Origin of the sequence: Cytobacillus sp. SAFR-174 (assembly GCF_051964675.1) — a bacterium.
Lineage (GTDB): Bacteria > Bacillota > Bacilli > Bacillales > Cytobacillaceae > Cytobacillus.
On the sequence record NZ_JBQCMZ010000012.1, the window covers coordinates 91,991 to 106,262 of the forward strand.

At 39.8% G+C, this 14,272-nt stretch carries 18 protein-coding genes; 14 read left to right on the plus strand and 4 right to left on the minus strand.

Going from position 1 to position 14,272, the window contains the following annotated elements; all coding sequences use genetic code 11:
- Positions 1-179: 179 nt before the first annotated feature.
- The gene (locus ACTHRG_RS13845; protein ID WP_440231374.1) at positions 180-836 is read left to right on the plus strand and encodes a YrrS family protein; all 657 of its coding nucleotides are present in this window, start codon (positions 180-182) and stop codon (positions 834-836) included.
- A gap of 23 nt (positions 837-859) precedes the next feature.
- Here the strand turns inward: ACTHRG_RS13845 and ACTHRG_RS13850 are convergent, their stop codons facing one another.
- Positions 860-1,066, minus strand: a complete 207-nt coding sequence (locus ACTHRG_RS13850) for a YrzA family protein (protein WP_440231376.1) — start codon at positions 1,064-1,066, stop codon at positions 860-862.
- A gap of 214 nt (positions 1,067-1,280) precedes the next feature.
- Between ACTHRG_RS13850 and mtnN the strand changes: the two genes are divergently transcribed.
- The 4 genes from mtnN (at position 1,281) to sigK (ending at position 4,435) form a co-directional block, all read left to right on the plus strand.
- Positions 1,281-1,985 (plus strand): 5'-methylthioadenosine/S-adenosylhomocysteine nucleosidase, encoded by a 705-nt coding sequence (gene mtnN / locus ACTHRG_RS13855; protein WP_440231377.1) that lies wholly within the window; start codon positions 1,281-1,283, stop codon positions 1,983-1,985.
- Between the two features lie 116 nt (positions 1,986-2,101).
- Positions 2,102-2,362 carry a YrhC family protein gene (locus tag ACTHRG_RS13860; RefSeq protein WP_335689643.1) on the plus strand — a complete coding sequence of 87 codons (261 nt, stop codon included), beginning with the start codon at positions 2,102-2,104 and terminating at the stop codon, positions 2,360-2,362.
- A 319-nt stretch (positions 2,363-2,681) separates the two neighbouring features.
- Positions 2,682-2,876 (plus strand): YrzI family small protein, encoded by a 195-nt coding sequence (locus ACTHRG_RS13865; RefSeq protein ID WP_286148028.1) that lies wholly within the window; start codon positions 2,682-2,684, stop codon positions 2,874-2,876.
- A gap of 839 nt (positions 2,877-3,715) precedes the next feature.
- Entirely contained in the window at positions 3,716-4,435 is a 720-nt protein-coding gene (sigK, locus tag ACTHRG_RS13870) for an RNA polymerase sporulation sigma factor SigK (RefSeq protein ID WP_048010323.1), read from the plus strand.
- A gap of 25 nt (positions 4,436-4,460) precedes the next feature.
- Here sigK and ACTHRG_RS13875 read toward each other — a convergent pair whose 3' ends face one another.
- Positions 4,461-5,426 carry a F510_1955 family glycosylhydrolase gene (locus tag ACTHRG_RS13875; protein WP_440231378.1) on the minus strand — a complete coding sequence of 322 codons (966 nt, stop codon included), beginning with the start codon at positions 5,424-5,426 and terminating at the stop codon, positions 4,461-4,463.
- 445 nt (positions 5,427-5,871) lie between these two features.
- On the opposite strand from ACTHRG_RS13875, the gene ACTHRG_RS13880 reads away from it, so the two are divergent.
- The gene (locus ACTHRG_RS13880) at positions 5,872-6,024 is read left to right on the plus strand and encodes a hypothetical protein (protein ID WP_252219457.1); all 153 of its coding nucleotides are present in this window, start codon (positions 5,872-5,874) and stop codon (positions 6,022-6,024) included.
- A gap of 121 nt (positions 6,025-6,145) precedes the next feature.
- Complete coding sequence (locus ACTHRG_RS13885; protein ID WP_440231379.1) at positions 6,146-7,945, plus strand: M3 family oligoendopeptidase; 1,800 nt, start codon at positions 6,146-6,148, stop codon at positions 7,943-7,945.
- Between the two features lie 38 nt (positions 7,946-7,983).
- Here the strand turns inward: ACTHRG_RS13885 and pssA are convergent, their stop codons facing one another.
- The gene (gene pssA / locus ACTHRG_RS13890) at positions 7,984-8,523 is read right to left on the minus strand and encodes a CDP-diacylglycerol--serine O-phosphatidyltransferase (protein WP_222497715.1); all 540 of its coding nucleotides are present in this window, start codon (positions 8,521-8,523) and stop codon (positions 7,984-7,986) included.
- A 269-nt stretch (positions 8,524-8,792) separates the two neighbouring features.
- Here pssA and ACTHRG_RS13895 point away from each other — a divergent pair, with 269 nt between their 5' ends.
- On the plus strand, positions 8,793-9,569 hold the full coding sequence (locus ACTHRG_RS13895) for a phosphatidylserine decarboxylase (protein ID WP_048010319.1): 777 nt from the start codon (positions 8,793-8,795) through the stop codon (positions 9,567-9,569).
- A 70-nt stretch (positions 9,570-9,639) separates the two neighbouring features.
- Here ACTHRG_RS13895 and ACTHRG_RS13900 read toward each other — a convergent pair whose 3' ends face one another.
- The gene (locus ACTHRG_RS13900) at positions 9,640-9,780 is read right to left on the minus strand and encodes a sporulation histidine kinase inhibitor Sda (protein ID WP_035331211.1); all 141 of its coding nucleotides are present in this window, start codon (positions 9,778-9,780) and stop codon (positions 9,640-9,642) included.
- Positions 9,781-10,308: 528 nt separating this feature from the next.
- On the opposite strand from ACTHRG_RS13900, the gene ACTHRG_RS13905 reads away from it, so the two are divergent.
- From ACTHRG_RS13905 to yqeK, 6 genes are read left to right on the plus strand one after another with little or no spacing between them, the layout of a single operon-like run.
- Positions 10,309-10,824 (plus strand): YqeG family HAD IIIA-type phosphatase, encoded by a 516-nt coding sequence (locus tag ACTHRG_RS13905; protein ID WP_061791112.1) that lies wholly within the window; start codon positions 10,309-10,311, stop codon positions 10,822-10,824.
- 3 nt (positions 10,825-10,827) lie between these two features.
- Positions 10,828-11,934: a ribosome biogenesis GTPase YqeH gene (gene yqeH / locus ACTHRG_RS13910; RefSeq protein ID WP_197213360.1), complete on the plus strand. Its 1,107-nt coding sequence runs from the start codon at positions 10,828-10,830 to the stop codon at positions 11,932-11,934.
- Between the two features lie 46 nt (positions 11,935-11,980).
- Complete coding sequence (gene aroE / locus ACTHRG_RS13915; protein WP_440231380.1) at positions 11,981-12,820, plus strand: shikimate dehydrogenase; 840 nt, start codon at positions 11,981-11,983, stop codon at positions 12,818-12,820.
- On the plus strand, positions 12,814-13,104 hold the full coding sequence (yhbY, locus tag ACTHRG_RS13920) for a ribosome assembly RNA-binding protein YhbY (RefSeq protein WP_248348356.1): 291 nt from the start codon (positions 12,814-12,816) through the stop codon (positions 13,102-13,104). Before aroE ends, yhbY begins: the two co-directional genes overlap by 7 nt.
- A 39-nt stretch (positions 13,105-13,143) precedes the next feature.
- Complete coding sequence (locus tag ACTHRG_RS13925; RefSeq protein WP_076257427.1) at positions 13,144-13,713, plus strand: nicotinate-nucleotide adenylyltransferase; 570 nt, start codon at positions 13,144-13,146, stop codon at positions 13,711-13,713.
- Complete coding sequence (gene yqeK / locus ACTHRG_RS13930) at positions 13,703-14,269, plus strand: bis(5'-nucleosyl)-tetraphosphatase (symmetrical) YqeK (RefSeq protein ID WP_440231382.1); 567 nt, start codon at positions 13,703-13,705, stop codon at positions 14,267-14,269. Before ACTHRG_RS13925 ends, yqeK begins: the two co-directional genes overlap by 11 nt.
- Positions 14,270-14,272: the final 3 nt, after the last annotated feature.

Here is a 14,272-nt window from a genome sequence, read left to right on the forward strand (position 1 = left end):
TTAATTGCCGGTAGTACATGTGACAATAGGTTATTTCTTTTAAGATAACCTGATTCCATGTTAGAATGTTGACAGCCGCTGTTTGGGATATAGCCCGCGGGCAGACGGCTGGGGTAATAATTTCTACTCATTTTTTATTATGCCTATAAGTCTGATAACAGATTGGGGAGGAGAAAGTCTTGAAAGGGAATAACAGAGAATCCCGTTTTGGAAAACGGGAAAAAAGAAAAAAAACCAATATTATCTTAAATAGCCTTATTGCACTTGTCATCATCCTTATTATTGTTGTATCAGCCAAAATATTCTTTGGCGGTAATAATAATGACCAGGCACTTCCTGCCGAGGAACAGACGGCATCGGAATCGAAGCAAAATGAGAAAAACAAGGAAGATAAGGGCAATGATATAGAGCAAAACAAGGATAAAGACGAAGAGAAAGCAGATAACGAGTCTGAAGAAGAAGAAAAAGAACCAGAAGAGAATGCTGAAGAAGATAAAGAACAAGTCGTAACAGAAGGCGGAAGCGGGCCTGACGTTGAAAAAACGATTGAAAATCCAGCATGGAAACCAGTGGGAACCTCTCAAACCGGAGAGCATACTGCTGTCTACGATCAAAATCATGCAGATTGGCAGGAAATGCTCAGTGCCATTTCTTATGCTACAGGTGTTGATCAGGGGAATATGACTGTTTGGTTCCTTGGAAATAATGGGCCCAACAGCTCTGTTGGGACAATTTCCACAAAAGATCAAAGTGAAAAGTACCGTGTCTATATAGACTGGGTTGACGGAGAAGGATGGAAGCCATCCAGGGTAGAGGTCTTAAATGAAATAAATTAGTTAATAAGGACGCCGAGGCGTCCTTATTTTTTTGCTTTATAGTGGACCGCTGCCGAGAAGTAAGTCCTTCCATTCTCATCAAGATGCATTTGATGCGATACGTGGTGGACAGATAAAAGGATGGCTTTATTATGCTCAATCTGTAAATTTATCTTCTTTTCAAGCTCCTTTAAAGTAGGAGCCTCATAAAACTCAACCTTATCTTCTATCAAATCAAACTGGAAATTCATCATAATTCCCCCTTTCCTTCGATACTATCTTTTATTCTATGGGGTGAGTTTTAGTCTGGCAACTTTCAAAACCTGAGAGGTTAATGCTTGAATTATTTACGAAAATGGCAAACATCCCGTCTATGATGGTAGAATAGAGTTTGCATAAATCATATGGGCATGCTAATACCATGAATGTAATCAAAGCATAGAAAAATCAGAAAGAGGTTTTAAAATGAAAATAGCTATTATTGGAGCAATGGAAGAGGAAGTTACTTTACTTAGAGATAAAATAGAAGATAAGCAACAGGATACTATTGCCGGATGCGAGTTTACAGCAGGAAAAATGAATGGTGCGGATGTTGTGCTGCTCCGTTCTGGAATAGGCAAAGTGAATGCAGCCATGTCGACTGCCATTCTTTTGGAGCGGTACAAGCCGGATTATGTCATTAACACCGGTTCAGCTGGAGGATTTAATCCTGAACTGAATGTGGGAGATACGGTAATTTCGACTGAGGTTAGACATCATGATGTAGACGTTACCGCTTTTGGCTACGAATATGGCCAGGTACCTCAATTGCCGGCAGCATTCGAAGCCGATCACAGCCTCGTGCAGGTTGCTGAAGCATGCGCCAGGGAAATCGGGGATATCCAGGTTGTAAGAGGGTTAATTGCAACAGGTGACTCCTTTATGAGTGATCCTGCAAGAGTGGATTATATCCGTGATAAATTTACAGACCTTCAGGCAGTAGAAATGGAAGCTGCAGCGGTAGCTCAGGTTGCTCATCAGTTTGAGACTCCTTTTGTTGTCATCCGTGCCCTGTCAGACATTGCAGGAAAAGAATCCGATGTTTCATTTGAACAATTTTTGGAGAAGGCAGCACTTCATTCTGCTACACTCGTAATGAAGATAGTAGATGCCCTTAAGAATAACAAATAACTTTAAAAAGGGATAATCTTTTCCCTTTTTTTCCTATCTTACATTATTTACATCACCTTCAAACTTGCTAAGTATGTTAAAGTAGAAATATAGTCTTTCTTAGAAGGTGATAATACATGATGAACGAAGCAAAGCACTTATATCAAAAAATGGTTGATTTCAAGCGGTTTGCAATTTCATTGCTCGCTGTCGGATCGTTTTTTTACATTGGTTTAATTATCCCTGACACTGCCAATACAGTTTCTGATTTATATATAATGGCTGGATCTTCTTCAGCTTTCCTTATAGGCTCAATCCTTTTCTTTATCCTTTCCAAACGATGCAGAACGAAATTGAATGAAACAGATGAAGGCCAGGAATACCTCATGAGAAAATAAGTAAAATCAACGCCCGGATTTCCGGGCGTTTTTTTCATAAATTAAAATTTTTAATAAAAGTGAATAAAAAAGGTTTACAAACTGCATAATCGTGGATATAATTACCAGTGTAAGTGAAAATTCTAAAAAGGAGGTCGAATGAAATGATGTTAACTGCAATTGTATTAGAAACACAGCTAAATAAATATTGTACAAATTCGACCTACATGGAATGGATCGCTTAGATTTGCTTTATTGACATTACATATCCATGCCGCAGGGAGAATTGTGCCCTGCGGTTTTTTATGCCTAAATGGCAGGCCGCTGGGAGTATATCTCTTTGCGGCTTTTTTATGCCTTTTGGCAGGATATGAAAGAGGAGGTGGAATATCTAATGACATTAAATATCTTATTTTTGACAGTCACGATTAAAAAACGTCACGTATCAGCAGAAGATGTTGTTCGTGAACAAATGGCTAAAAAAATTATTGAACAAAACCGTGATCGTCAATTCTCAATTTACCGTCCATTTTAATTTCAGTGACAAAAAAACAAGAAAGGTGGTTTGTTAAATGATTTACATTTTACAAGGACGTCAGGCAATTTTCTGGGTGGAGAAAGATTCCACCTAACAAAGCTGTAACCGGTTAGGAGGTAAGGAGCATGTCTTTGCATATTTTAATTTTAACTTTGAAATTCCGAAAGAAAAGGAACTGATCCACTTGATGCGGATTAACAGAATGTTCACATTCCTCCCATATTCTGAAGCAGAAACCATGTTACATTAAAGAAAATAAGGAATTAAAAAAGGGGTGTGGAAGATGTTCTGGATCGTAATGGGATTAGTTGTGTGCGGTACTGTCGGCTGCATCATTTCTGCTGAGGTAAGCGTAATAGAGTAATATGAAATATAAAAAAAAGGACTGACTACCGGATTGAGAAGTCAGTCCTTTTTGTTAGGGTAAATCCAGAGAAATAGGACAATTCCAGAAACTGCGAGCAATATCAGCAAGGTCTTTAAAGAAAAACCTTCAAAAATAAACTTTGCAAGGCTGTCAAGAAAAACAATAAAAAATACGAGGGCTAAAATTATTCTCTGACCATTCAAATTATCAAGACCTCTTTCTTCCTGATTATTTATATAACTTGAAACGGAGCTATGTATACCGCACGCAGGCGATAAAAATTATACCATGAATAATTATATCCTATCATCATAGCGAAAAGCTTTATTGAAGGACTATTGGCTGAAAAAGTGAGGGGCGGAATTTTTTCTGAGGAAATTATCTGAATTGGACAGACAAAAACAACTCCATCCATACATAGGAATTAGTTATAGGCATTTTTGAACGCATTATAAGCGGGGGTGGAACGATGTCCGGTATTTTAACTGCACTCGGGTTTTTGGTTAAGGAGATAGTGTTTCTTGTATCTTATGTAAAAAATAATGCATTTCCTCAACCGCTGTCTCCTGCAGATGAAAAGAAATACCTGCGTTTGATGGCTGCAGGCGATTCGCATGCCCGTAATATGCTTATTGAACATAATCTAAGGCTCGTTGCCCATATTGTAAAGAAATTCGAAAATACAGGGGAGGATTCTGAGGATCTGATTTCAATAGGGACAATTGGACTGATAAAGGCCATCGAGAGCTATTCGGAAGGGAAAGGCACAAAGCTTGCCACCTATGCAGCCCGCTGTATTGAGAATGAGATACTGATGCACTTACGGGCACTGAAGAAGACTAAAAAAGATGTATCCCTTCATGATCCTATTGGGCAGGACAAAGAAGGCAATGAAATATCTCTTATTGATGTTCTTAAGTCGGAATCTGAGGATGTTATTAATACGATTCAGCTAAATATGGAGCTGGAAAAAGTGAAGGAGTATATTGATGTTTTAGATGACAGAGAAAAAGAAGTCATTGTCGGCAGGTTCGGACTTGACCTGCAAAAAGAAAAAACACAAAGAGAAATTGCCAAAGAGCTTGGCATTTCAAGAAGTTATGTCTCCAGAATTGAAAAGAGAGCATTAATGAAAATGTTTCATGAATTTTATCGGGCGGAAAAAGAAAAAAGGAAAAGTAACAGCTAAAGGGACAGTTTGACTGTCCCTTTAGTTATTTAATTCTGCCGTTTTTCAATAGGAGCTTCCAGTTCTCCCCGCTGTCTGCAGATTCATATACATCTTTTAAATAAGTTGAAACAGCAAGCTTTCCGTCAGATTTATGTTCGGCAGCAATGTATGTAATAGGGTTGTCATAGCTGAGAAAAGGGATACTAACCTGTGAGTTTTCCATCGTTTTAAGATCGATTTTGCTCATTTGGACCTTTTCCTGATCTGCATAGGCATAATACAAGCTGTTTTCCGTAAATGCGAGGGCTGTAGCCATAATTGGCTCAGATACTAACTTTACAGTTTCCCCTTTATCCTGTGAGTAAAAGATGCCGCTTCTTGTTGACATGGCCATGATTTCAGGATTAGTTGGATGTGCTGCAATCATACCAAGTGTGTCGGCCTCAAGTCCTTTTAAGCTGACTGGATCCCATGTTTTTCCTGCGTCCTGAGAGCGGTATACACCTGCCTTGAGTTCATCGTTATTTTCCTGATTGATCATATAGATTAGATTGGTATCATAGCCTGCAGCTAGAAAAGGAAAGGAACTTGTTCCGCTAAAAGCCAGTTTCTTGAAAGAGGCTCCTTTATCTGTACTTTTCACAATTCCAAGAGGGTTTTTTATAACGGAATTCTTATCAGGATGGCCGCTGACGATAAATCCATCTTTGACAGCCTGAAATCCCATATAGTCATGGTTAAGAGAAGTCGTCTCATGCCAAATGCCATCTTTGAAAAATTTTAAGCCTTCGCTGGATGAAAGGTAAAGTCCGGCATCATTTCCGGGATATCCAATTCCTTGAATATGCTCGATTTGCTGGGCTGAGGCCTCAATAATAGTATAATCAGTTGCTTCTGAAGTTTTATTTGAAGGTTCATCAGCAGTTTTCTTACTTTGCTCATCCTCCACAGAACAGCCGGCAGTGAGCAATAAAAGGAGAACCGCCAAAATCGTTCTGCCATGTTTCATTTGTTTCACTCCAATCCATAACTTTCAATGGTTATAATTATCGATGTCATTATATAGTATTTCAGCAAAAAATAAAAAACCCTTGCCTGTGGAAGGGTTCAAATTAATGGCTACCTGTTATGAATGAAGAAAAAACTTATTTCTCTCCTGATACATGATATCGGAAAGGTGTTTTGTCATTTTGCCAGACCCCTTACAGGCAGGGCAGGTTTTCTTTATGAATTTACATGCTGTTATGCTGCCTGTGCCTTTGCATTTTTTGCAGATTGAGATAATCTTCATTTAACACTCCTCCCATAAAATTCCTTCTAGTATATTCTATGAATTATTCTAATAGAGGTGCTAAGAAAACATCAGTTTTAAACCGCGATTTAGTACAAAAGCCTAAGCGATTGTCCATTTAATACATATCTTAGTAATAGAAGGCGAAGGGAGGTAATTGGTTATGCCTTATGGTTATGGCGGGTATCCTGTTCCCCCTCCTTATCCATGCGGTTATTATGGCGGAGGCGGGTTCTGGCTGGCCCTCGCAGTTGTCCTGCTGATCCTGCTGCTTGTTTTTGGGGGATTTGTTTATTATGGCGGCTATTTCAGGTAGCGATAACCAGCAATTGGCTCATATCTTAGGATATGGGCTCTTTTATGTGTTATTTTATAGAAATTTCGGAAAAATCAAGGTATAATATTTCTGCAGCCGAAACTTTTTAAGGGGGGATTATATGACTGCAACAGCATATTCGTCCGTGTGGGATTTAGATGTTTTTTTTAAGGGTGGAAGCGACTCAGCTGAATTTAAACAGCATTTACAGGAAACAAGAAAACATATTGATTCATTTTCTAATCTAATACATAATTGGGAGCCTTCTAACTCAGCTGAAGATGCCGATGAAATAAGTAAAATTATTGAGCTGTTTCAGCAGACGGCAAGAAAAGTGCGCCAGGCCGGAGCCTTTGTCAGCTGTCTTCAGGCACAAAATACCGAAGACAAAAAAGCGAAAGACCTTAGAGGCGCAACTACGGAATTGAGTGCAGGTTTTCAAAACGCTTTAACTGTATTTGATCAGAAGCTGGCAAGTTTAGATCACGGTGCATGGGAGCAAATAATAGGTGATCAAAATTTAAATGAACTCTCATTTGTATTAAGCGAGCGCCGCGAAAAAGCCTCAGAAAAGCTTTCGCAGGAGGAAGAGACTGTCATTAATGCTCTTGCTGTTGATGGTTACCATGGATGGGGCCAGATGTATGACGTAATAGTAGGAAACATAAAGATTCCATGCACTGAAAATGGTGAGATAAAACAGCTGTCAGTTGGGCAGGCTTCCAATAAGTTTTCAAGCCCTGACCGAAAGTTGCGCAAAGAAGTTTTTGATAATTGGGAAAAGTCATGGAACAGCCAGTCTGACTATCTATCCAAGACTCTAAATCACTTAGCCGGTTTTAGATTAAATGTATATAAATTAAGAGGCTGGGATGACTTTCTTAAGGAACCGCTGGATTTAAACAGGATGAAAAAAGAAACCTTGGAGACAATGTGGGGGGTAATTTCCCGAAATAAAGCACCTCTTGTTAAATATTTGGAGAGAAAGGCAAAGCTTTTAGGTTTAGAGAAATTAAGCTGGTATGACCTGGATGCGCCGCTCTCCGAGTCAGAAACGAAATTATCCTATCAGGAGGGCGCAGAATTTATCCTTGAGCAGTTTGCCCAATTCGGAGAAGAGATGACCTTATTCTCTAAAAAAGCCTTTGAAGAAAAGTGGATTGAAGCAGAGGATCGTCCAGGAAAGGCGCCAGGCGGTTTTCATACTTACTTTCCTGAAGACAGCCAATCAAGAATTTTTATGACATACTCAGGGACACCATCCAATGTTTCTACCCTTGCACATGAACTCGGGCATGGTTTTCATACATATGCAATGAGAGATCTTCATTTGCTGAATCGAAATTATGCCATGAATGTTGCAGAGACAGCTTCTACTTTTGCAGAAATGATTGTCTCTGATGCCGCAGTGAAAAAAGCAGGGTCAGAAGAAGAGAAGCTGGCACTATTAGAAGATAAAGTACAAAGATCGGTTGCACTGCTAATGAATATCCATGCACGATTCCTGTTTGAAACCAGATTCTATGAAGAAAGAAAACAGGGAAATGTGAGTGCCGAACGCCTGAATGACATCATGGCGGCAGCCCAAAAAGAGGCTTATGGCGACGCGCTTGATGAGTATCATCCGTCCTTCTGGGCTTCAAAACTGCATTTCTTTATTACTGGCGTGCCATTCTATAATTTCCCATATACTTTTGGGTATTTATTCTCGCTCGGAATCTATGCACAGGCACTAAAAGAAGGGAAAGGATATGAAGAAAAATATATAGCATTATTAAAGGATACTGCATCGATGACAGTTGAAGACTTAGCGATGAAGCATTTAAATGCTGATTTAACCAAGCCTGAGTTCTGGGAAAGTGCCGTGCAATTATGCATGGATGATGTGGAAGAGTTCCTTGCATTAACAGGTGATAAATAAAATATAGAAGCCGCGCTCTTATTTTGAGCACGGCTTTTTTACATTTTTTTCAGCCTGAAAGGGCTTATCATTAAAATTGAAAGTATCAGCATTATGAAAAGGAATATAGGTGAAGGCCAATAAGGGACAGCCAGAAAACATAAAGTGGCGAGGCATCCGGAAGCTGTTATTGGCAGGCCGGTAAAATAGCCGTTATTCTCACTAATGTTAAACCGGGCGAGCCGCAAAGCTCCACATCCTATATATAGAGCAGTCAGGAAGGCGCCGGGTGCCCCGAATGCATAAAGTACTCCCATGTAAAGGAGCAGTGCAGGTGCAACTCCAAACGAAATAATGTCACTCATCGAATCCAGCTGCTTTCCTAATTCCGATTCAATATTCATTTTCCTTGCTGCCATCCCATCAAATCGGTCAGCAAGAGCTGCGATAAAGATCAGCAGCACACTCAATTTCAAATTGTCATTAATAGAAAATAGTATAGCAAAGCACCCTAAGAATAAGTTAGACAGTGTTAAGATATTGGCAGTCTGAGCCTTTAGCTTCTTAATGGTTAAATCAAGAACATCCTGAGAAAACATATCGAACACTCCTTGCAGCGGGGAATCACAGCTTGCAGACTTTAGGAAGTTTTCTAACAGCTATGTGTAAATGTCTTTTGGCAAATGGGAACTATCGGGAAGGGCAGAAAAAGAAGTAATCTGCAAATTTACTGAAGCTAATAATAAAAAAAGCGCCAAATCTGAGGAAGTCTATGGCAAACTTAGTTTTATATGTTATATAATAATATTTTATTCTATGCTTTTTATGCCTGTTCGTAAAGAACATATTTAGTTAGGGGGCATTTCCTTTGTTAAAACCTGTATATCGACTGCTGATTGAATTGACAAATGGAAGATGGACATCCGGTATCCTTCAGAAATTTGCACAATCAAGTTTAAGCAGGAGGGTCATTCCTTCATTTTCAAGAATTTATAATATTAATGAGAGTGAAATGGAAAAAAAACTGCATGAATATCCAACACTTCATGAGTTTTTCATTAGAAAGCTGAAGGAAGGGGCACGAGTAACCGATGAGAGCCCTGATTCAGCAGTAAGTCCTGTAGATGCTGTAATCGAAGATATTGGGGATATCCGGGAGGATCGTATAATTACAGTAAAAGGGAAGAACTATTCCATCTCTGAGATGCTTGGTGCAAATAAAGCAGGGAAATATGCAGGCGGCACTTACATGATCTTTTATTTAAGTCCGAGCCACTACCACAGGATACACAGCCCGGTCACTGGAAAAGTAGCAGATCAATGGATTCTGGGGTTAAAATCTTTTCCGGTTAACAAATGGGGTTTAAAATATGGAAGAGAAACGCTTTCTAAGAATTTCCGGAGCATAACGGAAGTAAAGCATGGTGATTCAGCAATCGCAATTGTGAAGGTGGGTGCTATGTTTGTAAATTCCATCGAACTTACCCATGAAGGGGACCAGCTTGAAAAAGGAAAGGAAATGGCCTATTTTACATTTGGCTCTACCGTCATTCTCTTATTTGAGAAGGGGAAATTCCAGCTTGAAAAGTCAATTAAGACTCCTGCCCATATTAAAGTAGGAGAGCGGATTGGAACCCTATTGTGATTGTGCAGGCCAATTGTTGCGGTCTTAAATATGGAGAATAAAAAAAGCCCTATTCAGGGCTTGTCCATTTTTAGGATGTCACTTTTATTCTGTTTGATAGTGAACGACGGTGGATTTCTGTTTCAATTAAACGGATGAAGTCTTTGCTTAGCTGCAGTTCCTTTGCTTTGTAATAGGATTCGATTAATAATTCATCTGACAGTTTACGCATTCCTGTCCCACCTCCAGGTCCTTGATATTTCAGTTCTAAAAGAATTATTTTATACATATAATGTAAGATTTTATGTTGTACCACTACTCTAGCAAATTAAAACGATTAGAACAACTGTTCTCTTATCCACAGGAAACCGTGGATAACCTGTGATTATTTTGTTTATAAAAAGGGGAAAAGTATTAAAATCATATTGGATTATGTGCATAAAGTTATCCACAGGTGTATGGAGCAGTTGATTTTTGTCGAAAAATTTTTATTTTAAGGGTGAATAACAACTATTCCGTGGAAATTTACTGAGTTTTGAGTGTCTTTCCCCATTTTGTGGAACCGTATAAAATAGAACTCCCTGATTGTATCCGTCATTCTTTATTTTGAAAGAGCGGATGAAATTGGGTATGATGAAATCGGTGTTTTATCCAGTGAAAGGCTGCAGACCCTAATTGTCATTAAAGACGGGGAACTAGTTGAGGGCAGTAGAAACATTTTTGCCGGACAATATGAATAAATGATTGAGGTGTAAATATAGTGTTAAAGCAATTTTTGCCTAATCAGCATGTTAAAAGTATTTTTGAAATAACTCCACACAGTTTACAGGAAAAAGGAGTTAAAGGGATAATCACGGACCTGGATAACACTCTAGTCGAATGGGACAGGCCGAATGCAACACCGAAGCTGATTAGCTGGTTTGAAGAAATGAAGCAAAGCAACATCAAGGTTACCATTGTGTCTAATAATAATGAAAATCGTGTAAAGGCTTTTTCCGATCCCCTCGATATTCCGTTTATTTATCAGGCTAGAAAGCCAATGGGCAGGGCCTTCCGGAGAGCTCTATCCGAAATGGGGCTGAGAAAAGAAGAAACAGTAGTGATTGGAGACCAATTGCTGACTGACGTGCTGGGAGGAAACAGAAGCGGTTTCCATACTATTTTGGTCGTACCTGTAGCTCAAACTGACGGATTTGTTACGAAATTTAACCGTCTGGTGGAGAGACGGATTTTAAATTGGTTCAGAAAAAAAGGAATGATTCAGTGGGAGGATTAAAAAGTGAGTGAAGAACAATTTGTTTGCGTAGGCTGTGGAGTAAAAGTTCAGGCAGATAACCCTGATGAGTTGGGTTATGCTCCTCAATCAGCTCTGCAGAAGGAAACAATTATTTGCCAGCGCTGTTTCAGGCTGAAGCATTATAATGAAGTTCAGGATGTAAGCTTGACTGATGATGATTTTCTGAAAATCCTGAATGAAATTGGACAAAGTGATGCACTTATTGTGAAGATTGTGGACATTTTTGATTTTAACGGCAGCTGGCTTCCAGGTCTTCACCGTTTTGTGGGCAGCAATAAAATCCTTCTGGTTGGGAACAAAGTTGACCTGCTTCCAAAGTCCGTGAAGACAAACAAGCTGATTAACTGGATGAAGCAGGAATCAAAACAGCTGGGGCTGAAACCGGAAGAGGTTTATCTGGCTAGTGCTGCAAAAGGGTACTCCATTAACGAAATTGCAGCAGCCATCGATCATTACCGGGAAGGAAAAGACGTTTATGTAGTAGGATGTACTAATGTAGGTAAATCGACTTTCATCAATCGTATATTAAAAGAAGTAACAGGTGAGGGAGATGTCATCACTACTTCCCACTTCCCAGGGACGACTCTTGATATTATCGAGATACCTCTATCTGACGGAAAGGCTTTAGTGGATACACCAGGTATAATTAACCATCATCAGATGGCCCATTATGTAGATAAAAGGGATTTAAAGGTGATAACACCTAAAAAGGAGATTAAGCCTAAGGTTTACCAGCTGAATGAAGAGCAGACCCTGTTTTTTGGCGGACTGGCCAGGTTTGATTACATTGCTGGCGGCCGGCGGTCATTTGTTTGCCATTTCTCCAATGAATTAACTATTCACCGCACCAAAACAGAAAAGGCGGATGAGCTATATGAGAATCATGCGGGAGAAATGCTAACGCCGCCAAGAATAGAGCAGATGGAAACCTTCCCGGAGCTTGTGAAACATGAATTCACAATAAAAGACCCGAAAACGGATATAGTATTTTCAGGACTTGGCTGGATAACGGTAAATGAGGGTGGGGCCAAAGTAGCTGCATATGTTCCCAAAGGTGTCCATGCCATGATAAGGAAGTCTTTAATTTAGGCTGTGTTTTGCATTTGCTTACGCTTTTCAAAAGGGGTGAGGATTTTTGAAAAAGCTGTTTGGAGTGATTGGGGATCCAATTTCCCATTCAATGTCCCCTGCTATGCACAATGAATTATTTAAGATTTACAATATTGATGCACATTATCAGCCATTTCATGTATCCAGGGGAAATCTGAATGACGCTATTAAAGGGTTCAGGGCAATCGGCATTGCGGGATTTAATGTTACAGTACCCCATAAGGAGGCTATCATTCCTCTTTTAGATGAACTGGATCCTCTTGCTGAGGCAATTGGGGCAGTTAATACAGTGGTCAATCAGGAAGGTAAGCTAATAGGCTGCAATACGGATGGAAGCGGATTTGTAAAAGGCCTGCTGAATCAAAACCAATCAATTAATGACAAAAAGGTTCTGATAGTGGGGGCAGGCGGGGCTGCAAGAGCCATTTATTTTACAATTGCTAAAGAAGCCCCGGCGCTTTTGGACATTTGCAATCGGACTCCTGAAAGGGCAGGACAGATTTTGAATGATTGCCCTTTTGAGGTTCCTGCTCGTGTGCTGAACCGGCAGAAAGCAGAGGAAAGTCTGGAAACATACGATTTAATTGTTCAGACTACATCAATTGGAATGCATCCGGAAATTGGCCAAAGCCCGCTTTCGGTACATAATCTTAAGCCTGGAGCCTTTGTCAGTGATATCATCTATAATCCGCTGCAAACCAGGCTTTTAAAGGAAGCTGCCGTAAAGGGCGCCGGAGTTCAGAATGGTATTGATATGTTCGTGTATCAGGGAGCCCTTGCTTTTGAAATGTGGACTGGCATTGGGCCCGACATTGAAAGAATGAGACAAAAGGTTTTAAATCAGCTGGGAGGATTATTATGCTAACAGGAAAGCAAAAGCGTTTATTGCGATCAAAAGCGCACCATTTAAACCCTATTTTCCAAGTGGGAAAGGGCGGGGTTAATGAAAACATGATTAAGCAAGTAGGAGAAGCACTGGAAGCCCGTGAGTTATTAAAGGTTTCAGTCCTTCAAAACTGTGAAGAAGACAGAGATACGGTAGCACATCAGCTGTCAGAAGGCGCGAAGGCTGATGTTGTCCAAATCATCGGAAATATAATTGTTTTATACAAAGAATCAAAAGAAAATAAACAAATCAACTTGCCGTAAGTTTCGGGGAAATTAAACTGAATGTATGGAGGAGTGCAAATGGAAAAGGTAGGCATACTTGGAGGGACCTTTAATCCGCCTCATTTAGGCCATCTTATTATTGCAAATGAGGTAATGTCTTCCCATGGTTTGGATGAAGTATGGTTTATGCCGAACCATGAGCCTCCCCATAAAAAGAGGTCAGATAATGTCAGCAGCAGTGATCGAATAGAAATGCTGAAACTCGCATTGCAGAATCATCCTGGCTTTAAATTGGAGTTGATTGAGCTGGAGCGGGAAGGTCCTTCATTTACCTACGATACGATCAGGATTTTGAAGGAACACTATCCTCAAAAGCAATTTTATTTTATTATTGGAGCTGACATGGTTGAATATTTGTCCAAGTGGCATAACATTGACAAACTTCTTGAATTGATTACCTTTATAGGAGTAAGGCGGCCATCTTACAATTTGCAGACTCCGTATCCGATTCTTTATGCTGACGTTCCTGAAATGGGGATCTCCTCCAGTATGATCAGAAGCCGTGTAAAGGAAGGCGGTACTATACGATATCTGGTACCGGATTCTATAAGGAGTTTTATAAAGGAGAATCATTTATATGAATCGTGAAACAGCTCTGGCTATTGTAAAGGAGCAGCTGACTGAACATCGCTATCTTCATACAGTCGGAGTGATGGAAACAGCCATTAAACTTGCAGAGAAATATGGCGCTGATAGTAAGAAAGCTGAATTGGCAGCCATTTTTCATGATTATGCTAAGTTCCGCCCTAAGGAAGAAATGAGGGAAATTATCAGTAAGGAAGGTATGCCAGCCGAGCTTTTGGATTACAATAGTGAACTTTGGCATGCTCCTGTCGGTGCTTTTTTGGCTGAGAAAGAAGCGGGAATCCATGATAAAGAGGTTCTGGATGCAATAAGATATCATACTTCAGGGAGGCCGGGAATGGCACTTCTTGAAAAGATCATTTATCTTGCAGATTATATTGAACCTGGAAGACATTTTCCGGGTGTTGACGAAGTGCGTGATTTAGCACAGACGAACTTGAACAAGGCTTTAATAAAATCTGTTCAAAATACCATCATGTTTTTAATGAAAAAAGGGCAGCCTGTTTTTCCGGCTTCCTTCGAAACGTATAATGACCTTGTAATGAATAAGGAGGATTGATTA